Origin of the sequence: Proteiniclasticum sp. C24MP (assembly GCF_043951855.1) — a bacterium.
GTDB lineage: Bacteria > Bacillota > Clostridia > Clostridiales > Clostridiaceae > Proteiniclasticum.
Map to the genome: position 1 here is coordinate 26,686 of NZ_JBINJW010000006.1, position 22,593 is coordinate 49,278.

Here is a 22,593-nt window from a genome sequence, read left to right on the forward strand (position 1 = left end):
GACTTTATATAATTATATGTGTTTGCTTGAGAAGTATAACTCGATGGAAGCAGCATCTGCTTTTTGCAGGTGAACAGGAGAATAAAGATGGAAATAATACTACAGGATTCAAATGTAAAATCCATAACCAAGGATATTGATTTTACCTACCACAAAGAGAATCTTGTTTATAACAACGAGACCATTAGAATTCTGAAACCAATCCAAGTTAAAGGAAAAGTAGTGGTAAGCCAGGGCGTTGCAGATGTTAAGCTATCTGTAAATACCAGGATGCTGCATACCTGTTCCAGATGTCTTGAACAATTCGAGCAGGACCTGGAACTGATCGTGGACGAAAAGGTTTCTAAAAATGAACAGGAAGACGGGAATATCATCACTTTAGAGGAAGGTAATATTCTCGATTTAAGGGATGTTGTTCTCAATAACATCTATTTGGCATTCCCTTTCAAAATTCTTTGCAAAGAAGACTGCAGAGGTTTATGTCAGACCTGCGGAACAAACCTCAATCATGAGCAGTGCAGCTGTAGAAGTGATGAGATTGATCCGAGGTTATCAGCCCTCAAGGACATGTTTAAGGAGGTGTAATAATGGCAAATCCAGCTAGAAAATCTTCTAAAGGTAGAAGAGACAGAAGAAGAGCATCAACATTCAAAGTAGGAGCACCTGGAATTGTTGAATGTCCACAGTGTCATGAAATGAAGCTTGGTCACAGAGTGTGCAAGCACTGCGGATATTATAACGGTAAGGAAGTTGTAACAACTGAGGTTGAATAGGAGAGTCCTGGACTTTCCTTTTTTTACCCGTTTTCTCTATTTATAGAGGGAGCGGGTTTTTGCTTGTGGCGAGATTTCCACGGGTAAACTTTAAAATTTTCTTAAGAGAATTTGGTTATGATGGGTAAGATGCATTATAATAGTATGATGTATACATTATCTGATAGAAATAACTGTTCCTGAGTAGAAGCCGGGAGCATAGGAGGAATGAATTTTGAGAATCGCCTTAGATGGAATGGGGGGAGACTTTGCCCCAAAGGAATCTGTTCATGGTGCAGTGCTTGCTGTAAAAGAATATGGCGTGCATGTCACCATCACTGGGCCCAAAGAAAAGATACAGGAAGAACTGGATCAGTATGAGTACGATCAGAGCAGGATTGATATTCTGGATGCGAGAGAAGAGATTTCACTGAATGAATCTCCAGTCATGGCGATCCGAAGAAAGAAGGATTCTTCCCTGCGCAGGGCGATGGATCTCGTGAAAGAGGGGAAAGCCGATGCGGTGGTTTCAGCTGGTTCCACTGGCGCGATTCTGGCAGGAGGTCTTCTTGTTGTTGGTAGAATCAAGGGGGTAGACAGAGCCGCGCTGGGTGCGCTGATGCCAGGTAAAAACGGTCATTTCATGGTCATCGACCTGGGTGCCAATGCCGATGTGAAGCCGCAGAATCTGGTTGAATTCGCGAAGATGGGAACAGTCTACTTCAAAGCGCTGAAAGACAACAGTAATCCTAAAGTGGGTCTCATCAACATCGGTGCGGAAGAGGAAAAAGGTAATGAGCTTACGAAGGCGGCCTATGGACTGCTCAAAGAGGAAAAAAGCATAAACTTCATCGGAAATGTGGAGCCCAGAGACATAACAGCTGGTGATGTGGAAATCCTCGTCTGCGACGGATTCACCGGGAATGTGGTCCTGAAAATGTACGAGGGGGTTGTGAAGAATCTCATGTCCATGATCAAGGAAGCCATGATGAGCACGACAAAAGGCAAAATCGGCGGACTTCTTGTGAAGCCTAGTCTGAAGGAATTCATGCTCAAGAATGACTATAAGGAAGAAGGCGGCGCAGTGCTTCTCGGAGTAGACGGAATTGTTGTTAAAGCCCATGGGACTTCAGATGCAAGGGCTTTCAAAAATGCCATAAGGCAGGGCAAGAGTTTTTATGACAGAAAATACCTTGAACACTTCAAGGAAAATCTTAAATAAGAGATTTTTCTGTTGCATCTGCGTGCCATTTCTAATATTATACAAATGATGGAGGTGATTTAAGATGATATTCGAAAAGTTAAAAGCAATTATCGTAGATAAACTAAGTGTTGATGAAAATGAAGTGACAATGGATTCCACTTTTGAGGATCTAGGTGCTGATTCCCTTGACATCGTGGAAATCGTCATGGCTCTTGAAGAGGAGTTTGACATTGAAATTTCTGATGATGAAGCTGAACAGGCGAAGAGTGTCGGAGATGTGGTAAACTATCTGACAGCGGCAATCGGCGAGGAATAAAAAGTCATGTCCCGTATGAAAGGCTCGGCCTATATACGGGACTTTGTTTTTTTTGTATAATAAAGAGGATTATAAGTTTATTCGTGAGGCTAACAGGTAGCTTGACGAATGAACTTCTAGAAAAGGAGTTAATCATGGAATTTGAAAGTATCATAAAGCAGCCATTCAATGATCTGGGGCTTCTGGAGACAGCTTTGACCCACTCATCTTATGCAAATCAGCATAAGAACATGGATTACAACGAAAAGCTTGAGTTTCTGGGAGATGCAGTACTACAGCTGGCTATAACAGAGTACATCTACAGAAATTTTCCGAAGAAGACAGAAGGTGAACTGACTAAACTTCGCGCACTGATTGTGTGTGAGGCTTCTCTGCATCAGGTTGCCGTGGACTGGAACCTTGGAAGGTATATCAGAATGAGCAAAGGAGAAGAGCTCACAGGTGGTCGTGAAAGGGCAGCGCTCCTTGCAGACGGTGTGGAAGCTGTCATTGCAGCGGTGTATCTGGATCAGGGCATGGAAGTCGCTAAGAGATTTGTAGTGAAAAGCTTCATGGAAATCATTGAGATGGCCAACAGAAACGAAATCGTTCTCGATTATAAAACAAGTCTGCAGGAAATTCTCCAGGAGAACGGGGAAATCGAAATCCGATACGAACTCATAAAATACGAGGGCCCGCCTCATAGAAGGAAATTCTATTCCAAAGTGGTCATCGACAGCATCACCATGGGTAAGGGAGAAGGATTCTCCAAGAAGGAATCGGAGCAGCTGGCAGCAAAAGATGCTCTGGGAAAATACGTGAAAGCTGAGGATACCCATGAATAAGCATCGGATCATTCCCATATTCATACCACATGTGGGATGTCCTCATGACTGTGTCTTCTGCAACCAGGCAAAGATCACGGGGCAGCTTCGTGAGGATTACGACAATATAACCGGGGAATCTGTGCGCGAAACCATAGAACGTTATCTTGAAACCATAGACAGAAGGAAAACCACTGTCGAGGTTTCTTTTTTCGGAGGCACCTTTACCGCCATCAATATGAAGAAACAGAAAGAACTTCTTGAAGCGGCGAAAAAAGCAAAGGAAGAAGGGCTCATAAAGTTCATAAGACTCTCTACTCGTCCTGACTACATCAGTCTGCCCATCATGCATCATCTGAAAAGCTATGGTGTGGATATTGTGGAACTGGGGGTGCAGTCTATGGATGAGGATGTGCTGAAACAATCGAAAAGAGGGTATGATAAAAGTTCGGTCTATCACGCTTCCAGACTGATCAGAGATTTCGGGATGACTTTAGGTCATCAGCTCATGATCGGTCTTCCGGGAGATTCAAGAGAAAAGGACTTTCTTTCCCTTCAGGAAAGTATCGAAATGAAGCCGGATCTTGTGAGAATATATCCTGCGCTGGTCATAAAAGACACGGAAATGGAAGAATTCTACAAGAGCGGTGTCTATCGTCCCTATGCACTGGATGAAGCAGTGGAAATTGCGGCACTGATGATGAGGGAATATGAGAAGCATGGCATCAAAGTCATCAGAGTAGGTCTGCAGCCTACAGAAGAGATCAGTGACAAGGCGGATGTCATAGCCGGACCTTTTCATCCGGCCATTCGTGAGCTGGCAGAATCTTTTCTTCTGGCAAGGCGGATTGAAGAGACAAAGAGAGAAGAAGTGGAAGTGGTCATTGGAGAACAAGACCTCTCCAAGCTTTATGCGGGCGGGAAAAGATATTTCAGGCCGCTTCTTGAGAAAATGAAAGTGCATGTGAAGGTAGTATCTGAGAAACGCAAGGACATCATTGAAATCAGATCCTACCAGGAAAGGGGTGTTTTGTAATGTATCTTAAATCCATAGAAATAAGAGGATTCAAATCTTTTGCGGACAGAACTCTCCTGGATTTCAACAACGGAATCACTGCTGTCGTGGGACCCAACGGATCCGGCAAGTCCAACATATCGGACGCGGTAAGATGGGTGCTCGGCGAACAGAAAGTGAAATCCCTTCGTGGCGGAAAAATGGAGGATGTTATTTTTGCAGGTACGGATTTCAGAAAACCGCTGGGGTTTGCTGAAGTGACGCTGCTTCTGGATAACAGCGAGAAAAAGCTGCCAGTACCGTATTCGGAAGTCAGCGTCACAAGAAAGCTTTTCCGATCCGGAGAGAGTGAGTATCTGATCAATAACACGACCTGCAGACTGAAGGATATCCATGAACTGTTCATGGATACAGGAATCGGCAAAGAAGGATATTCCCTCATCGGACAGGGAAAAATTGAAGCGATCCTAAGCGGGAAGATGGATGACCGACGCGCGCTTCTGGAAGAAGCGGCAGGGATTGTAAAATACAAGTCCAGAAAAGAAGAATCAGAAAAGAAAATGGTGAATACGGAGCAGAATCTTCTGCGTGTCAATGATATTCTGAATACCTACGAAGAAAGAATCGGACCGCTTCAGAAAGAAAAAGAGAAGGCGGAGAAGTTTCTTGTGCTCAGCAAGGAACAGAGAGAAATTCTGATTTCCCTCATACTGTCGGACCTGGAAGAGTTTGATGCCGAAAAGGCTTCTCTCGATGAAAAGCTGTCTCGTGTTTCCAGAAACTACGATGAAATCGAAAGAAAAAGAGCGGAAGCAACCACATCCAGAGATGCGCTGGAACTCGCCATGGAAGAGAAGAAGGAACGGGAGACTGAACTGAAAGAAGAATTTTATCGCAAGAGGGAGCAGAATGAATCCGCTTCCAACGAAATAAAAATGCTCTATCAGCTCATCGAAGACCGGAAGAAGACGCTGGCTAAAAATGAGAAGTCCATTGAATTGAACACCAAAAGACTGTCCGAAGAAGAGGAGAGCCAGATGGAGCGCTCTTCGGAAATTGAAAGCGGGCAATCAGAGATCAGTGAAGTTTCAAGATACCTGGATGAAAAAAGAATGCGCAAAGCCGAGCTTTCTGAAAGTCTGAAGCTCAGTGAGAATGCGCAGAAAGGTCTTCGTGATGAAGATGAGGATACGGACCAGAAAATAAGAAGCATTCAGGACAAGGCCAGAGCCAGCTACAGTGACCGTGATACTCTGAAAGGTAAGGTCGAAAACATCATTTCCATGATCAGCAGCTATAAGGCTTCCTCCTCCATGAATGAAATGGCAAAGAAAGATACAGACAGGGAAATTCTGGAACTGAAAGAAAAAATCAGACAGGAAGAGAAGGTGCTTCTGGACAGAAAGGACTCTGCGGGAAAAGTGCTTCATGAACTCAATGAGCTTGATTCAAGAGTCAAGAACATGGATTATGATCTGAGAGGTCAGGAATCGCAGATGAAGCTTCTTAAAAATCTGGAAGAACATTATGAAGGATATACAAGATCTGTAAAGTCTCTCATGACTTATCTCAAGAGTTCATCCCATAAGTTAAGCGGCAAAGTCAATCTTGTGGGTGAGGTCATCAAACCCAATAAAGGCTTTGAACTGGCGCTGGAAGTGGCTCTGGGGTCTCAGGTGAACAACATCATCACACCTACGGATAACGACGCCAAGGAGCTTATAGGGATCCTGAGGTCGAAATCCTACGGTCGTGCAACCTTCTATCCGCTGAATGTCATGAAAGGGTATAAGGCCAAGGATCCTTCACTGAAGCGAGGTAAGCTTCTAGGGAACTTATTTGATCTGGTGAATTTCGAGAAGAAATATGAAGGAATCGCGGCAAACCTCCTGGGGAGAGTTTTTGTGGCATCCAATATGGATGAAGCGCTTCTTGCAGCCAAGGAAATGGGCTATACCATGAGAATCGTCACACTGGAAGGAGACATCATCAATGCGGGGGGATCATTGACAGGAGGCAGTCTGTATAAGAAATCTTCTGGCATCTTTTCGAGAAAGAAAGATCTGGAAGACCTTGCAGTCAGTTACGCGGCATTGAAAGAGAGCAGATTGCAGGAAGTCGCCAGGAGATCTGAAATCGAAAAGGTTCTTCAGGAAAGAGCCAGAGAAGAAAGAGAATGCTCCTACACCATCAGCAATTACAAGATGGATCTGGCAAAGCTTTCCGAAAGACAGGAAGGTTTTCAGAAGGACATGATGAGGCTTGAGAAAATCATTTCCGAAGCGGAAAGGGATCTTTCCTCCAGGCAGATGGAACTTAAGACTCTTGACCAGACGATTGCACAGATGGATGAGAAGATTCATGACCTCATGACGCAGAAAGAAAAGAACAAGGATTATCTGAAGGAGATCAAAGATAAAAGAACAAGGGAATATCAGGAGTTTGATGAGCTTACTGCCTTCATCATGGAGGAATCGGTGAAAGAGGGAAGGCTTCTTGAGGCCCATGATGCGAAGAAAAAAGCTCTGGCGAGGGTCAGAGAAGACATCGCAGCGCTTAAACAGTCACTGAATGAGCTGAATGAGGAAAAGGAAGCGACAGCTTTGGAAGTGATTCATTCAGAGCAGCGAATCGATGAAATGAAATCAGAGGTTACTGAGCTTCAGAATGAGCTTGCCGGCATGGAGAAAAAACTGGATGAGATGTCCATGGAAGAAGTGAAGGACAAATCGACGTTCAAGGAACTGCAGGGGCTTGTCAGAACACTGGATGAAGAGTTCTATGTTCTGGATAAGGAACTCTACAAAGTGAAGGATGCCATTGATAAGCTGGAAAAGGAGAAGATCAGTCTTCTGAACAAAATCAATGATGAACTGAATCTGACGCTAGCAGAAGCCAAAGAAGAGCGTATTCCGATTCCGGACAAGGATGCCTTCAGAAAGAGGCTGAACGATCTGAGAAGACAGATCACAGCACTGGGCAATGTAAATGTGGCTGCCATAGAAGAGTTCAGAGAGGTGTCAGAGCACAGCGCATTTCTGACTACCCAAAGGGATGATCTTGAAAAAGCGAAGCTGGAGCTGAAAGAGCTGATTATGGATATGACGCTTCGCATGAGAACACTCTTTACAGAAAACTTCAAAGTGATGAATGAAAACTTCAATGACACTTTCAGGAGACTTTTTCAGGGTGGAAATGCAAAGCTGCTTCTGGGTGAAGGAGATATACTGGAAGCGCCTATTGAAATCAGTGTTCAGCCCCCGGGCAAGAAACTTCAGAACATAACCCTTATGAGTGGTGGAGAAAAAGTGCTTTCGGCCATTGCGCTGACATTTGCGATTCTCCGAATGAAACCGACACCGTTCTGCATACTGGATGAAATTGAAGCGGCGCTCGATGATGCGAATGTTTACAGGTTTGCAGAATTTCTTACGGAATTTGCAAGAGACACACAATTTATTTTGATTACACATAGAAAAGGTACAATGGAAGCGGCGAATGCCCTTTATGGTGTAACCATGGAAGAAAAGGGGATTTCCAAAATTGTTTCCATGGATCTTTCCGTGGCAAGGAGTGAAAATGGCTAATTTTTTTGAAAAACTGAAAAGCGGATTAAGCAAGACCAGAGACAACATCACCGGTAAGATGAATGAAGTGCTGGGGCTTGCCATGACCATTGATGAGGATCTCTTTGAAGAGCTGGAGGAAGTGCTGATCACGTCTGATGTGGGGTATGAAACGTCCATGATTCTCATTGAGAAACTGAGGCAGAAGATCAGACTTCAGAAGATCACAGAGGTGGATATGGTTTCAGGTGCACTGAAGGAAGTGATTTCCGAGTTCATGGAAGACGAGGAGAAGAAGTTCAAGGTGGAAAAGCCTACGATTATTCTGGTCATCGGAGTCAATGGCGTAGGCAAGACCACATCCATCGGGAAACTGGCGCATAAGTATAAAAAAGAAGGCAGAAAAGTGATCATGGCGGCAGCGGACACATTCAGAGCTGCAGCCATCGATCAGCTTGAGGTCTGGGCGAAGAGAGCCGATGTGGACATCGTAAGGCATCAGGAGGGTTCTGACCCTGCGGCAGTGGTATTTGATGCGCTGCAGGCGTTCAAGGCGAGGAATGGGGATGTGCTGCTTGTTGATACAGCAGGAAGACTTCATAACAAGAAGAATCTCATGAATGAGCTGGAGAAAATCAGAAGAGTCATCGACAGGGAATATGGAGATGCCAATATCTATTCCCTGCTGGTTCTGGATGGAACCAGCGGACAGAATGCTGTGATTCAGGCAAAGGAATTCCAGAAGGTGGCTGAGCTCGACGGAATCGTTCTGACCAAGCTGGATGGTACAGCCAAGGGTGGAGTGGTGCTTTCCATCAAAGAGACCCTGAAGATTCCGGTAGTCTATATCGGAGTCGGTGAGGGGATCGATGATCTGGAAGACTTTGATGCCAAGGCTTTTGCGGAAGCGCTCATCTGATCGGGTAACATGATTCACGCTGAAAAAATTTTTTTAACGCTGTCAGGTAAAAGTACTTGACAGCGTTATGCTTTTTAGGTAAACTAATCCATGTGGTAGGTGAGGTTATGGAAGACAGAATTGAAATATCCTTGTTGATGGATTTTTATGGGAAGCTTTTGACGGATAAGCAGAGAAATATTTTAGATCAATACTATAATATGGATTACTCTTTATCAGAAATCGCGGAGAATCAGAATACCAGCAGACAAGCAATTCATGACCTGATCAGAAGATGTTATAAGACCCTCAATGATTATGAAGATAAGCTTAGTCTTCTTAAATCTTCCATTAAGGAAGAAGAGATCAAAGAGCGTATGAAAACACTTTTATTAGAGAAAAATTGTTACTGTAGTGAAATCGAAAAACTCCTGAAGGAGTTATAAGGAGGGATTACATGGCCTTCGACAGTTTGGCGGAAAGACTCCAGGAAGCCTTCAAAAAGCTTCGTGGAAAAGGAAAGCTGACAGAAAATGACATAAAAGAAGCCATGAGAGAAGTACGGCTAGCCCTTCTGGAAGCTGATGTGAATTTCAAAGTCGTCAAAAACTTTGTGAAGAAAGTCAGCGAAAAGGCTACTGGCAGTGAGGTCCTTGAAAGCCTTACACCAGGACAGCAGGTGGTTAAAATCGTAAATGAAGAACTGACTGCACTGATGGGTGGTAGTGAAGCAAAGCTTAACTTTGATTCCTCTATTACCGCATTCATGCTTGTAGGTCTTCAGGGTGCGGGTAAAACGACCATGGCTGGAAAGCTTGCCTTGCATCTTCGCAAGAGAAACAGAAAGCCGCTTCTTGTAGCAGCAGATATTTACAGGCCTGCGGCCATCAAACAGCTGCAGATTGTAGGCAAACAGATCGACATCCCGGTATTTGCCATGGGCGATAAAGTAAGCCCTGTGGACATTGCCAAAGCGTCCATGGAATATGCCCGAAAAGAAGGCTGCGATGTGGTTATCGTAGATACCGCTGGTAGACTTCACATCGACGAGGAACTCATGAATGAGCTGAAGAGCATCAAGTCTTCCATAAGACCTATGGAAACGCTGCTCGTGGTCGATGCCATGACTGGACAGGATGCTGTCAATGTATCCGAGAGTTTCAATAATTCTCTGGATCTTACAGGCGTGATCCTGACGAAACTCGACGGTGACACCAGAGGCGGTGCAGCGCTTTCCATCAGGGAAGTGACTGGAAAGCCGATCAAGTTCTCTGGTGTAGGCGAGAAAATGAGCGATTTGGAAGTGTTCCATCCGGAACGAATGGCGAGCCGAATTCTAGGCATGGGTGATGTGCTTTCTCTTATTGAGCAGGCAGAATCAGCCATTGATGAAAAAGAGGCCAGGGAACTGGGCTCAAAGATGATGAGTAAGGAATTCAACTATGAAGATTACCTGAAAGCCTTTGAGCAGATGCAGAAACTTGGACCCCTCAACAAAATCATGGAAATGATGCCTGGAATGAACAGCAAGGAAATGAAGGGACTGAATCTTGATGACAGTGAAAAGGAAATGATGAAGACGAAAAGCATCATCCATTCCATGACAGCCAAGGAAAGAAAAAACCCGAAATTACTTGAAAACGCATCTCGGAAAAAGAGAATCGCGAAAGGTTCAGGCGTAACCATACAAGATGTCAACAAAGTCATCAAAGGTTTTGACAATATGAAGAAAATGATGAAACAGATGGGGAATATGCAGAAGGGTTCCAAAAAGGGACTGTTCGGTAAAATGCCCTTTTAACACAAATATTCAGGAGGTGAATGATAAATGGCAGTAAAGATTAGATTAAGAAGAATGGGATCCAAGAAGGCTCCTTTTTACAGACTGGTTGTTGCAGATTCAAAGAGTCCTAGAGACGGTAAGTTTATCGAGGAGATTGGTTTCTACAATCCAGTAAGCGTACCTAAGGAAGTCAAGATTGATGCTGAAAAGGCAACAGAATGGTTAAACAAGGGAGCTCAGCCTACAGAGGTTGTTGCTAAACTATTTGACAAGGCTGGAATCAAGAAGTAATCGGAGGGAATGACATGAAAGAATTAGTTGAGTTTATCGCTAAGGAATTGGTAGATCACCCCGAAGAAGTTTCCGTCACAGAAGTGGACAACGATAGTTCTCTTACCCTGGAACTCAGAGTGAACGCTGAGGATATGGGCAAGGTCATCGGTAAGCAGGGGAAAATTGCCAAAGCAATCAGAACTGTGGTAAAAGCCGCTTCCATGAAGGAAAACAAGAAAGTACATGTGGAAATAGTAGAATAAGCTATTTTTCTTAGCCTGCTTAGAAATAAGTGGGCTTTTAGAATATTTGGACGAAGTAAGGCTAAGAATGAAGAAGAGGTAGTTATGAAGAAATTTCTAACCATTGGTGAAATTACAAAACCCCATGGCATAAAGGGTGAAATCAAGGTTTTTCCTTTAACGGACGATATCAGCAGGTTCAAGAAGCTCAAAAGAGTCTTCATTGACGGAAAAGAAGTGAATGTAGTGTATGTGACCGTGGGCAGCGATCGTGCAATCATGAAGCTTGAAGGTTGTGAGAGCATTGATGAGGCTGAAAGATATCGAAGAAAAACAATTGAAGTACCGAGAGAAGAAGCGGTGAAACTGGAAGAGGGTGCTTATTTCATTGAAGATCTCAAAGACTGCACAGTCTATGACAGTGAGGGGAAAGAACTGGGTCCTGTGGATGAAGTGATTCAGACAGGTGCCAATGATGTATACTGGATCAGAAAGCCCAAAGAACTGCTTATTCCTGCCATCAGAGATGTGGTTCTTGAGGTGAACATCGAGGAAGAAAAAATCATCATAAAGCCTGTCAGGGAGTGGATGGATGAGGATTGACATACTCACGCTGTTTCCAGACATGTTCAGTCTGTTCAATGAAAGCATCATCGGAAGAGGGAAAGAGAAAGGTCTATACACCATCCATACGACAAACATACGAGACTTCTCCAAGGACAAGCACAGGAAGGTGGATGACTATCCCTATGGTGGAGGCAGCGGCCTTGTGATGACCGTCCAGCCTATAAGAGATGCGATACGGGAGACGAAGAAAGTGAATAAAGGTAGCGTGATCTTTCTTGGACCCAAAGGAAAGACTTTTGATCAGAAAATGGCAGAAGAGCTCTCGAAAAAAGACGGTCTCATCTTTCTCTGCGGCCATTATGAAGGGATAGACGAAAGAATCTACCAAGACGTCGATATGGAGGTTTCTCTGGGGGATTTCATACTCACCGGAGGTGAAATGGCGGCGATTCCCATCATCGACAGTATCCTGAGACTGAAAGAAGGCGTGCTAGGCACAGACGAGAGTTCCGTAGAGGAAAGCTTTTCTGAAAATCTACTGGAATATCCGCAGTACACAAGACCTGAAGAGTATGAGCATCAGAAGGTACCGGAAATACTTCTTTCTGGTCATCATGAAAATATCAGGCAGTGGAGAAGGTACATGATGCTGAAAACAACCATGGAGAGAAGACCGGATCTTTATGAAAAACATGTCCTGTCCAAAGATGATAGGAAGATTCTGAAAAAGTTTGCGAAAATGGAAGAAAATAAATAGATTCCACTTGTACTGACAGCATTTGTTGTGCTAAAATATAATTTGTGCTAGTACGGGCGTTCCACTGAGAATATAAGATTCTGTATGAACGTCAATTTATCTATAGGAGGGAATGCACTATGAACGAATTAATCAGAGCTATTGAAGCTGAGCAGATCAGAGAATCTGCATTACCAGAATTTAACGTGGGAGATACTGTTAAGGTACACGTTAGAATCAAAGAAGGCGAAAAGGAAAGAATCCAGGTATTCGAAGGCGCAGTAATCAAGATTCAGAACGGTGGAGCCAGAGAAAACTTCACAGTAAGAAGACTTGCTTATGGTGTTGGCGTAGAAAGAACTTTCCCAGTAAATTCACCATCCGTAGACAAGCTTGAAGTTGTCAGAAGAGGTAGAGTAAGAAGAGCTAAGCTGTTCTATCTTAGAGACAGAGTCGGTAAGGCTGCTAAGGTTAAGAACGCTAGATAAGATGATAAAAAAGAGGCTACGGTCTCTTTTTTGTTTTATATATACTATGTCATTCCTGTTTTTTGAGACAATTTCTGCACTTATATGTATAATAATAAAGAAAGAAATGCTGACGGGAATCGTCATGAGAAACCGAAAGTGACAGGATTCGATAAGGTCATGTGCGCGTGGCGCAAGTCAGGCGAAGATCGTTGAAGATGGAATGGGAATGGGAAGTCTGCTATCGAGCAGTACGTTCATCCCTCAGATGATCCATTATGGAATGAACAGATTTTACTACAGGAAGGAAGTGTACTAGATGGATATGCAAAAAATAAACTGGTTTCCAGGCCATATGGTCAAAACCAGAAGAGAAATCACGGCAAATCTGAAGCTGGTTGATGCAGTCATAGAAATCCGAGATGCGAGAATCGTGTCATCGTCTCAGAATCCGGAAATTGACAAGATCATCGAAAACAAGCCGAGAATCATTCTGCTGAATAAAGCGGACATGGCGGAAGACCAGGTGACAAAGCGCTGGAAGAAAAGTCTCGAGAATGAGAGCACACTGGTGCTTGAAGTGAATTCACTCACCGGAAAGGGGCTTAATGCCATCAAGCCGACCCTCAACGAACTGCTGAAGGATAAGATTGCAAGAAACAAGGAACGCGGCATCGTCAATTACACCATTCGTGCCATGGTGGTCGGAATTCCAAATGTGGGGAAAAGCTCATTCATAAACCGAATGGCAAAGAATGCCATTGCAAAGGTAGGAAACAGACCAGGAGTCACAAAGAACAAGCAGTGGATCAAGACAAAGGAAGGCATTGAGCTTTTAGATACACCTGGAATCCTCTGGCCGAAATTTGAAGAGGAGACTTCTCTGAATCTGGCTTTTACAGGTGCCATCAAAGATGAGATCATGGATACGGAAACACTGGCTTTAAGGCTCATTGAAAGACTGTCTCATCACTATAAGGATCGCCTCATCGAAAGATATGCTCTGGAAGAGTTTTCAGAAGATCCACTGGAAAATATGGACAACATCGCAAGGAAAAGAGGATGCATCATCAAAGGTGGAGAAATCGACTATATGCGTGTGGCGGTGATGATTCTGGACGAGTTCAGAAGCGCGAAGCTTGGTAAGATCTCACTGGAATGGCCGGAGGTCTCTCATGATTGAACACATCATGACAGGAAGTGTTCCTGAGATAAAATCCTATGTGAAAGAAAACAAAGAAGTGATTTTCAAGGACAGGGAGAACTGCATGAGAATTCTTCGTATGGATAAGAGGAAAAGCGTGCAGGCTCTGGCGGAGTATCTGGAATGCGAGTATCTGAAGAGAGAAGTGGAAATAGCGAGGGTCAAAGCGCTTTATGATCATGATCTCGCCTATAATAAAGTGGTATGCGGAGTGGATGAAGTCGGGAGAGGTCCTTTAGCGGGACCTATTGTTGCGGCGGCAGTCATATTGAAACCGGACTCTGCGCTGGAAAATATGATTCTCGGCATCGATGATTCAAAGAAATTATCGAAGAAGAGAAGAGAAGAACTCGATGTGCTGATCAGGGAGAAAGCTGTGGCATATGGTATTTACGAGATGAGCAATCTCGATATAGATCGTCTAGGCATTTCCTACTGTAACCACGAAGTTTTCAGAGGATCTATCAGAAGTCTTGAAATCCCTCCGGAACTTGTTCTTTCGGACGGGTATAAGGTGAAAGATTATAAGGGAGAGAATATTTCACTGGTGAAAGGAGATACTTTAAGCGCGTCCATCGCCTGCGCATCTATCATCGCCAAGGTACATAGAGACAAACTGATGGAAAGACTCAGCGTCTATTATCCGGAGTACGGGTTTGATCATAATGCAGGCTACGCGAGCCCGGATCATATCGCCGCACTGAAGACCATAGGTGCTACACCGGTTCACAGAATGAGTTTTATTCGTAACTTCGTATCAGAGGAATAGAAGCAGTGCTTCAGGTTATTTCTGAATAATAATTGACCTCCAGTGAATAATGTAGCTATGAGAAATAGTGAATGTCACTGGAGGTTTTTATGCACAGAGAGACATATGAAAACATAGATGGAGAGCAGAGGCTCATGGCTGCGCTTCATTCTTCCGAATACAGAAAATGTCATCAGGCCATGGTGATGAAAAGGAATCATTACAGCAAAGAAGAAAAGGCAAGAATCGCCAGAGTGCTACAAGAAAACAGAAACTATGTGCTCATTGGTGATGAAGATTATCCGGGAAAATTATACGATATGCAGTGGCCCCCTCTGGTGCTGTTTTATGAAGGACAGCTGGAGCTTCTGAAGAGACCTTCCATCGGCATGGTAGGCGCAAGAAACTGCAGCGCTTATGGCAGAAGGATCACGGCGGATCTGGCGGGAGCTCTAGCGAAAACAGGGTTTGTCATCATCAGTGGCGGGGCTGCAGGGATAGATGCTGCGGCGCATAAAACGACCCTGGAAGAAAGCGGGAAAACCGTATGTGTTCTGGGCTGTGCTCTGGACATCAGTTATCCGCGGGAGAATGAAAAGCTGTTCTCAGTGATAAAGAAGGAGGGTCTTGTTCTTACAGAATATCCGAAAGGGTTTGGTCCGAAAAAATGGACATTTCCCATGAGGAATCGGATCATTGCGGCTTTGTCGGATGAAATCATCGTAGCTGAGGCAACGGAAAAGAGCGGGTCGCTGCATACAGCTTCCTATGGTGAAGAGCTCAATAGAACCATACATGCGATACCGCATGAGGTGTATTCCGCATCAGGAGCTGGTACCAATCTTCTGATAGAAATGGGTGCGCATATTATAATAAGAAAGGAAAATCTTCTCTATGACCTTTTGATGAGAAATCCTGAAGTGCTTCTGCTGAGAATCAGGGATCTGAACCTTCTTGATCTGAAGCCCACCATGGAAGATCTGGAAAAGATATTCTGTCTGAATAAAGTGAAAGGACTGTACTGGAAGGAAAAACTGGAAACAGATTTGAATCATTGTTTTAGATAAGACGACGCTATGCTTCATACACCATACACCCCAAAGAGTTCAAGCGGTGATGCGTGATGGAATTCTCTCCAGTTTCCGACGATATCTTTCTCTTCGGATAAATAATATTTTGACATTTTAAAATGCATAGTATAGAATATGGAATTAATTCAGAGATTTACCAGAACGGTAAATAAGTAGTGTGTGATCAGATATCATTTCATATCTGTAACTTGGCTATTTCGAGAGAATAGCTTCAACATCTCTAGGGATGAAACTGTAATAAAAGGGAGAATTTATGAGTCAGAAATTAGTAATCGTCGAGTCACCGGCTAAAGCAAAAACCATAAAAAAATATCTTGGTTCCGGGTATACTGTGGAAGCCTCCATGGGGCATATCAGAGATTTACCTAAAAGTCAGCTTGGCGTAAACGTGGAGAATGATTTTGAACCGAAATACATCACCATTCGAGGTAAAGGAGATTTACTTGCCAAGCTTCGAAAGGCTGCGAAGAAAGCGGATAAAGTCTATCTGGCGACTGACCCCGACAGAGAAGGAGAGGCGATCAGTTATCATTTATCTCATATCCTGAAACTGGACCCGGAAGAGAATATCAGGATCGAATTTAATGAAATCACTAAGGATGCGGTGAAAAAATCCATCAAGAATGCCCGTCCGATCAATCTCAAGGTCTTTGATGCACAGCAGGCAAGAAGAATAGTGGATAGACTGGTGGGTTATGAAATCAGTCCGATCCTTTGGAGAAATGTGAAGTGGGGACTTAGTGCAGGTCGTGTGCAGTCCGTCGCGTTGAATCTCATATGCAACAGAGAAAAAGAAATTGAAGCTTTTGAATCCAAGGAATACTGGAGTATTGAAGCGGATCTTCTGAAAATGAAGAAGACAATCAAGACCAAACTGACCCAGTACAAGAACAGGAAAATAGAGATCGGAACTGAAAAAGAAGCTCAGGATATCAAAAAAGACCTGGATAAAGGAGAGTTTTCTGTTGCGAGCATCAAGAAAGGCACCAAGACGAAAAATCCTCTTGCACCTTTCATCACGTCGACACTTCAGCAGGAAGCTTCAAAGAGAATGAACTATCAGACCAGAAGAACCATGAGCATCGCACAGAGGCTCTATGAAGGTATGGATATCAAGGGCTATGGATCTGTAGGTCTCATCACTTACATGAGAACGGATTCCACAAGAATCTCCGATGAAGCCCAGGCCTCAGTAAAAGCGTATATTGAATCCGCTTTTGGCAAAGAGTATTATCCAAAAACACCAAGAGTATATAAGGGCAAGAAAAATGCGCAGGATGCCCATGAAGCCATCAGACCAACGGTGATAGAACTAACACCTGAAAAAGTCAAGGACAGCGTGAAGGCGGAAGAATACAAGCTATACAAACTCATCTGGGAGCGGTTCATTGCCAGTCAGATGGAATCCTGCAAGCTGAATACCATCAGTCTGGAAGTGTTAAATGGCGACTACAAATTCAGAGCCAGCGGATCTTCAGTGGCGTTTGACGGATTCATGAAGCTTTATGATTACAAGAATGAGGATGAAGAAGAGAACACCTCCATTCCGAATCTGGAAGAGAATGAAAAGCTGAAAAGCAAGGAAATTCATCTCAATCAGCATTTCACACAGCCACCTGCAAGATATACCGAAGCCAGTTTCGTCAAGACGCTTGAGGAACTGGGGATCGGAAGGCCTTCCACTTATGCCCCTACCATATCCACACTTCTGAACAGATTGTATGTGGAAAGAGAAAAGAAGAGTCTGATGCCGACAGACCTGGGTAAGATCGTCAACGACATCATGGCGGAATACTTCAAGGATATCGTTGATGTGGAATTCACCGCTGAAATGGAATCCAGACTTGACCTCATCGAAGAAGGCAAGGAAACATGGAAGGAAGTAGTAGGAAGCTTCTATAATCCGTTAAAGAAAGACATTGATATTGCAGAAAGCAAGGTTTCCAAAATCACCATAGAAGATGAAGTTTCAGATGAAATCTGTGAAAAATGCGGCAGCCATTTTGTGATAAAAAATGGAAGGTTCGGTAAATTTCTGGCGTGTTCCGGATATCCGGACTGCAAAAACACGAAAGCCATCGTAGAAAAACTAGATGTAAAATGCCCTACCTGTCATGAAGGTGACGTCATTCAGAGGAAATCAAGAAAGGGCAAGAAGTTTTACGGATGTTCTAGATATCCTGAGTGTAAGTATGTCAGCTGGTATGAGCCCGTAAAGACACCTTGTCCAGAGTGTGGAAGTCTTATGTACAGAAGATATTCCAAGAAAGACGGAAGTTATCTTCTCTGCTCAAATGAAGAATGTGGTCACAAGATCATTGAGAAGAAAGCTACAGAGGAATAAAATAAGAAGAAGTGCAGATTTGCATAAAATGCTCCTACTGGAGAAGGGCGTTTTAGTGAACCTGCACTTTTTCTTATGAAACTGATGGATTTTCCCTGTGCATCCAGACAAATATTTATTTGCTTTAGTGTATAAATGAAGATATAATGCAATATGTTGATGTTTAAGCAAGAGTTTAGACATTCTGTTTCTGAATCCGTAGAGGAATAGCCTGAATCTATCCAGTAAAAAAATATTGGAACATCCCAAATGAAGAATTTATGGTCAGAAAAAGTATGCAAAAAGCATTTCTTTCATTAAATATTTACCAGATATCATCTTTTCATCACAATGACGTAAAATTATGTCAAAAAATCTGGTTTAATACAGACGATTGAATTGTGCAAAATTATTGAATAATGCTTAAATTTGTGATATTATCTTGAAAGGATAAACAACAATTCGAAATATTCACAATATTACTATATAATAATAAACAGGGGGATGAACAATGTCATTACTTAATAAAACAAGAAAACTAAACAAGATTCTTCAAAAGTCTGGAACAGAACCAGTTATTTTTGATGATATCTGTGAAATTCTCAGCGATGAACTTAATTCAGATGTATATGTAGTCAGCAGAAGAGGAAAGATTCTAGGACACAGATTTATTCGTCAGTTCACACCTAAAGACGAATATGCCTATATTCTGGATGATATGAGATTTGATGATGAGTACAATGAGGTTTTACTGAGAATCGGAGAAACGCTGACGAATCTCAGATCTGATGAAAGATTTGTACTCAATATTGAAAATGAGTATGAAGAACAGAATAAGATCACTACAATCGTACCGATCAATGGTAACCGTGAAAGACTGGGCACGCTGATTCTTGTTTCACTGGATGGTGAATACACAGATGAGGATATTGTTTTGGCTGAGTATTCGGCAACCATCATCGGACTCGAAATTCTAAGATCGAAGCAGCTGGAAAGTGAAGAAGATCAGAGAAAGAACGATGTGGTGGATCTGGCGATCCATACCCTTTCATACAGTGAAAAGGAAGCAGTGAACCATATATTCAGAGAACTTGATGGTAATGAAGGTCTTCTGGTCGCATCAAGAATAGCAGATAAGGTGGGTATCACAAGATCTGTCATCGTAAACGCCTTGAGAAAACTGGAAAGCGCCGGTGTCATCAAATCCAGATCATTGGGTATGAAGGGTACAAGAATTACGATTTTGAATGATAAGTTACTGGAAAAACTGGAAATTAAAAAGTAAAAACATATAAATAATGATATTTTGCAAAAACCAGTTTAATGACTGGTTTTTGTTGATATGTTCACACAACTATGATATACTACTTTAGGATAAAAATAATCACATCCATTGATTTCAGCGAGGTTGCCTTGAATGGTTTTGCTGAGAGTTGATGTGGATGGAAGGTTAAAAACCAGGAGGTAAAAAAATGGCAGTAATTTCAATGAAACAGCTTTTAGAAGCTGGTGTTCACTTTGGTCACCAGACCAGAAGATGGAACCCTAAGATGGCTCCATACATTTTCACAGAGAGAAACGGAATCTATATCATAGATCTGCAGAAGACTGTGAAGCTTGTTGATGTGGCTTATGACTTCATCAGACAGGTATCAGCTGAAGGCAAGGACGTACTCTTTGTTGGAACAAAGAAGCAGGCTCAGGAAGCGATCCAAGAGGAAGCAACAAGAGCAAACATGCATTTTGTAAACAACAGATGGTTAGGTGGAATGCTTACAAACTTCGGTACAATCAAGAAGAGAATCGGCAGAATGGAAGAAATCCGTGTCATGCAGGAAGATGGAACATTTGATGTTCTACCTAAGAAGGAAGTAGCTTCTCTGATGCATGAACTGGAGAAACTTGAAAAGAACCTTGGCGGAATCCAGAATCTTGATGTGAACAACATCGGTGCTGTATTCATAGTAGACCCAAGAAAAGAAAGAATAGCAATTGCTGAAGCAAAGGCGCTGAATATTCCAATCGTTGCCATCGTAGATACAAACTGCGATCCAGACGAAATTGATTACATCATCCCTGGAAATGATGATGCGATCAGAGCTGTAAAGCTGATCACAGGAAGACTTGGAGATGCTATCTTGGAAGCAAGACAGGGCGAAGAAATAGCTGAGTAAGTAGAGAGAAAGGTAGGTGGTTTTCCATTTACCTTTTCTTATAGAATGGGATAACTTTATGATTAATATTTAGGAGGAATTTATTGTGATAAGTGCACAAGCTGTAAAAGAACTAAGAGACAAGACCGGCGCAGGTATGATGGACTGTAAGAAGGCATTGACCCATGCTGAAGGTGATATAGAGAAGGCTGTTGACATCCTGAGAGAAAAAGGACTGGCATCCGCTGCCAAGAAATCAGGAAGAGTGGCATCTGAAGGTGTCATTGCGACTTTCGTATCTGAAGATATGAAGAATGCTTCCATGATCGAACTGAACTGTGAAACAGACTTTGTATCATCAAATGCTGATTTCGTCAGTCTTGCCAATGGAATTGCCAAGATTGTTGCAGAAAACAATGTGGAATCCATTGAAGATGTGAAGGCACTTCCATATGAAGGCGCTACAGTGCAGGATGCGGTGACAAACCTCATCGCGAAGCTGGGAGAAAACATGAACCTGAGAAGATATGAAAAGATGGAAGCGCCAGAAGGCCTTGTTTCTTCTTATATCCACATGGGCGGTAAAATCGGTGTACTCGTACAGGTGAAGTCTGAAAATGTGAATGAAGAGGTTGCAACAGTTGCAAGAGACGTGGCGATGCATGTAGCTGCACTGAATCCACAGTTCCTTGACAACACTTCAGTAGATGCAGATACCATCGAAAGAGAAAAGGAAATCTACAGAGTGCAGGCGCTGAACGAAGGAAAGCCAGAAAAGATCGTTGAAAAGATGGTTGATGGAAGAATCAACAAGTTCTTCAAGGAAGTCTGTCTTGTAAACCAGATGTTCGTCAAGAACCCTGATCTTTCCATTCAGGCATTCGTGAATCAGGAGTCCAAGAAGCTTGGAAACATTGAGCTTGTGAAGTTCGCCAGATTCGAAAAGGGTGAAGGAATCGAAAAAGAAGAAGTGGATTTCGCTGCAGAAGTTGCTGCTCAGATGGGTCTAAACAAGTAAAATTCGAAACTGGAATTCGAAAGAATTTAAAAGAGAACACCTTTGTGTTCTCTTTTTTTGAAATAATTGCTAGAATGGTACTATAAAAGTACATACGGAGGTTAATATGAACGAACCTAAATACAAAAGAGTCATGCTTAAACTGTCAGGTGAATCTCTTGCAGGAACATCAGGTTATGGCATTGATTTCAATGTTGCAAAGAGAATTGCGGAAGAAATCAAAGATCTGATCGATATGGGCGTTGAAGTCGGAGCTGTCATCGGAGCGGGAAACATCTGGAGAGGAAGAGAAGGCAGTGGTATGGATCGTGTGACTGCAGACAATATGGGGATGCTTGCTACTTGCATCAATGCGCTGGCACTGCAGAATTCACTGGAAGACCTCGGTATTGAGACAAGGGTGCAGTCCGCCATTGAGATGCGGGAGATTGCTGAACCTTTCATCAGAAGAAGAGCGGTGAGACATCTCGAAAAAGGCAGAGTAGTCATTTTTGCTGCAGGATCAGGGAATCCATACTTCACAACCGATACAGCAGCAGCCTTAAGAGCGGCTGAAATCGACGCGGAGTGCATTCTACTAGCCAAAAAAGTGGATGGCGTTTACGATATGGATCCGAATATTCATCCGGAAGCGAAAAAGTACGATAAACTCACATACAGACAGGTCATCGAACAGGACCTGAAGGTCATGGATATCACTGCTATCACTTTATGCAAAGATAACGATATTCCAATCATCGTGTTCGGGCTTGATGGTGAAGGAAATATCGTAAAAGCGATTACTGGGGAATCTAACGGTACCATTATTGACGGTAACGATATATAATTGAAATAAGAATCAATTACAGGAGGATAGACAATGTTTAAAGATTTAATGAAAACACTTGAAGAAAAGATGGGAAAGACAATTCACAATCTTGAATCCGAACTTGCCACATTGAAAGCGGGTCGTGCAAACCCTAGCATGCTGGATCGTATTGAAGTGGAATATTATGGAAGTATGGTTCCAATAAGCCAGGTGGGAAACATCTCAACTCCGGAGCCAAGAATTCTTATGATCACTCCATGGGAAAAGTCAGCATTAAAGGCTATAGAAAAAGCGATCAACATGTCGGATCTGAATCTCAATCCGAACAATGATGGTTCCGTGATCAGACTGATCGTTCCTGAACTGACGGAAGAAACAAGAAAGAACCTTGTGAAAGTGGTTCACAAAAAAGGTGAAGAAGCTAAGATTGCCATAAGATCCATAAGAAGAGACGTCATCGAAAAAATCAAAGCGATGAAGAAGGAAATCTCTGAGGATGACATCAAAAAAGGCGAAGAAGAAGTTCAGAAGAAAGTGGATGAATACGTGAAGAAAGTGGACAGCGTTCTGCAAACAAAAGAGAAGGAAATCATGACTGTTTAGTTTCCATTTCGAAAGAAGGTAAG

24 protein-coding genes are annotated in these 22,593 nt (G+C 42.9%); all 24 read left to right on the top strand.

The window, feature by feature from the left end; genetic code table 11:
• Nucleotides 1–87 precede the first annotated feature (87 nt).
• Nucleotides 88–585, top strand: a complete 498-nt coding sequence (locus ACHAL6_RS06515; protein WP_395269452.1) for a YceD family protein — start codon at nt 88–90, stop codon at nt 583–585.
• A 2-nt stretch (nt 586–587) separates the two neighbouring features.
• Entirely contained in the window at nt 588–773 is a 186-nt protein-coding gene (gene rpmF, locus ACHAL6_RS06520; RefSeq protein ID WP_207598213.1) for a 50S ribosomal protein L32, read from the top strand.
• A gap of 214 nt (nt 774–987) precedes the next feature.
• Nucleotides 988–1,974, top strand: a complete 987-nt coding sequence (gene plsX, locus ACHAL6_RS06525; protein ID WP_395269453.1) for a phosphate acyltransferase PlsX — start codon at nt 988–990, stop codon at nt 1,972–1,974.
• Between the two features lie 64 nt (nt 1,975–2,038).
• Nucleotides 2,039–2,272: an acyl carrier protein gene (gene acpP / locus ACHAL6_RS06530; RefSeq protein ID WP_207598211.1), complete on the top strand. Its 234-nt coding sequence runs from the start codon at nt 2,039–2,041 to the stop codon at nt 2,270–2,272.
• A gap of 134 nt (nt 2,273–2,406) precedes the next feature.
• Nucleotides 2,407–3,096, top strand: coding sequence for a ribonuclease III (gene rnc / locus ACHAL6_RS06535; protein WP_395269454.1), 690 nt, complete (start codon nt 2,407–2,409; stop codon nt 3,094–3,096).
• Nucleotides 3,089–4,111, top strand: coding sequence for an elongator complex protein 3 (locus ACHAL6_RS06540; RefSeq protein WP_395269456.1), 1,023 nt, complete (start codon nt 3,089–3,091; stop codon nt 4,109–4,111). The genes rnc and ACHAL6_RS06540 overlap by 8 nt, the downstream gene beginning before the upstream one ends.
• Nucleotides 4,111–7,677, top strand: coding sequence for a chromosome segregation protein SMC (smc, locus tag ACHAL6_RS06545; RefSeq protein WP_395269457.1), 3,567 nt, complete (start codon nt 4,111–4,113; stop codon nt 7,675–7,677). Before ACHAL6_RS06540 ends, smc begins: the two co-directional genes overlap by 1 nt.
• On the top strand, nt 7,670–8,575 hold the full coding sequence (gene ftsY / locus ACHAL6_RS06550) for a signal recognition particle-docking protein FtsY (protein ID WP_395269459.1): 906 nt from the start codon (nt 7,670–7,672) through the stop codon (nt 8,573–8,575). Before smc ends, ftsY begins: the two co-directional genes overlap by 8 nt.
• A 107-nt stretch (nt 8,576–8,682) precedes the next feature.
• The gene (locus ACHAL6_RS06555; RefSeq protein ID WP_395269460.1) at nt 8,683–9,000 is read left to right on the top strand and encodes a putative DNA-binding protein; all 318 of its coding nucleotides are present in this window, start codon (nt 8,683–8,685) and stop codon (nt 8,998–9,000) included.
• A gap of 11 nt (nt 9,001–9,011) precedes the next feature.
• Entirely contained in the window at nt 9,012–10,355 is a 1,344-nt protein-coding gene (gene ffh / locus ACHAL6_RS06560) for a signal recognition particle protein (RefSeq protein ID WP_395269461.1), read from the top strand.
• 27 nt (nt 10,356–10,382) lie between these two features.
• On the top strand, nt 10,383–10,628 hold the full coding sequence (gene rpsP, locus ACHAL6_RS06565) for a 30S ribosomal protein S16 (RefSeq protein WP_207598204.1): 246 nt from the start codon (nt 10,383–10,385) through the stop codon (nt 10,626–10,628).
• Nucleotides 10,629–10,642: 14 nt separating this feature from the next.
• The gene (locus tag ACHAL6_RS06570) at nt 10,643–10,873 is read left to right on the top strand and encodes a KH domain-containing protein (protein ID WP_395269463.1); all 231 of its coding nucleotides are present in this window, start codon (nt 10,643–10,645) and stop codon (nt 10,871–10,873) included.
• Nucleotides 10,874–10,957: 84 nt separating this feature from the next.
• Nucleotides 10,958–11,455, top strand: coding sequence for a ribosome maturation factor RimM (gene rimM, locus ACHAL6_RS06575; protein WP_395269465.1), 498 nt, complete (start codon nt 10,958–10,960; stop codon nt 11,453–11,455).
• The gene (trmD, locus tag ACHAL6_RS06580; protein WP_395269466.1) at nt 11,445–12,176 is read left to right on the top strand and encodes a tRNA (guanosine(37)-N1)-methyltransferase TrmD; all 732 of its coding nucleotides are present in this window, start codon (nt 11,445–11,447) and stop codon (nt 12,174–12,176) included. Before rimM ends, trmD begins: the two co-directional genes overlap by 11 nt.
• Before the next feature lie 119 nt (nt 12,177–12,295).
• On the top strand, nt 12,296–12,643 hold the full coding sequence (gene rplS / locus ACHAL6_RS06585; RefSeq protein WP_395269468.1) for a 50S ribosomal protein L19: 348 nt from the start codon (nt 12,296–12,298) through the stop codon (nt 12,641–12,643).
• A 298-nt stretch (nt 12,644–12,941) separates the two neighbouring features.
• On the top strand, nt 12,942–13,805 hold the full coding sequence (ylqF, locus tag ACHAL6_RS06590; RefSeq protein WP_395269469.1) for a ribosome biogenesis GTPase YlqF: 864 nt from the start codon (nt 12,942–12,944) through the stop codon (nt 13,803–13,805).
• The gene (locus ACHAL6_RS06595; RefSeq protein WP_395269471.1) at nt 13,798–14,595 is read left to right on the top strand and encodes a ribonuclease HII; all 798 of its coding nucleotides are present in this window, start codon (nt 13,798–13,800) and stop codon (nt 14,593–14,595) included. The genes ylqF and ACHAL6_RS06595 overlap by 8 nt, the downstream gene beginning before the upstream one ends.
• Before the next feature lie 89 nt (nt 14,596–14,684).
• Complete coding sequence (gene dprA / locus ACHAL6_RS06600) at nt 14,685–15,641, top strand: DNA-processing protein DprA (protein ID WP_395269473.1); 957 nt, start codon at nt 14,685–14,687, stop codon at nt 15,639–15,641.
• Nucleotides 15,642–15,918: 277 nt separating this feature from the next.
• Nucleotides 15,919–18,009: a type I DNA topoisomerase gene (topA, locus tag ACHAL6_RS06605; protein ID WP_395269475.1), complete on the top strand. Its 2,091-nt coding sequence runs from the start codon at nt 15,919–15,921 to the stop codon at nt 18,007–18,009.
• Nucleotides 18,010–18,499: 490 nt separating this feature from the next.
• A complete protein-coding gene (gene codY, locus ACHAL6_RS06610) occupies nt 18,500–19,273 on the top strand; it encodes a GTP-sensing pleiotropic transcriptional regulator CodY (RefSeq protein ID WP_395269477.1) in 774 nt (257 codons plus the stop codon).
• Nucleotides 19,274–19,460: 187 nt separating this feature from the next.
• On the top strand, nt 19,461–20,162 hold the full coding sequence (gene rpsB, locus ACHAL6_RS06615) for a 30S ribosomal protein S2 (protein ID WP_395269479.1): 702 nt from the start codon (nt 19,461–19,463) through the stop codon (nt 20,160–20,162).
• Nucleotides 20,163–20,247: 85 nt separating this feature from the next.
• A complete protein-coding gene (gene tsf / locus ACHAL6_RS06620; protein WP_395269480.1) occupies nt 20,248–21,159 on the top strand; it encodes a translation elongation factor Ts in 912 nt (303 codons plus the stop codon).
• Between the two features lie 106 nt (nt 21,160–21,265).
• Nucleotides 21,266–21,985: a UMP kinase gene (pyrH, locus tag ACHAL6_RS06625; RefSeq protein WP_395269482.1), complete on the top strand. Its 720-nt coding sequence runs from the start codon at nt 21,266–21,268 to the stop codon at nt 21,983–21,985.
• 33 nt (nt 21,986–22,018) lie between these two features.
• Entirely contained in the window at nt 22,019–22,570 is a 552-nt protein-coding gene (frr, locus tag ACHAL6_RS06630; protein WP_395269484.1) for a ribosome recycling factor, read from the top strand.
• Nucleotides 22,571–22,593: the final 23 nt, after the last annotated feature.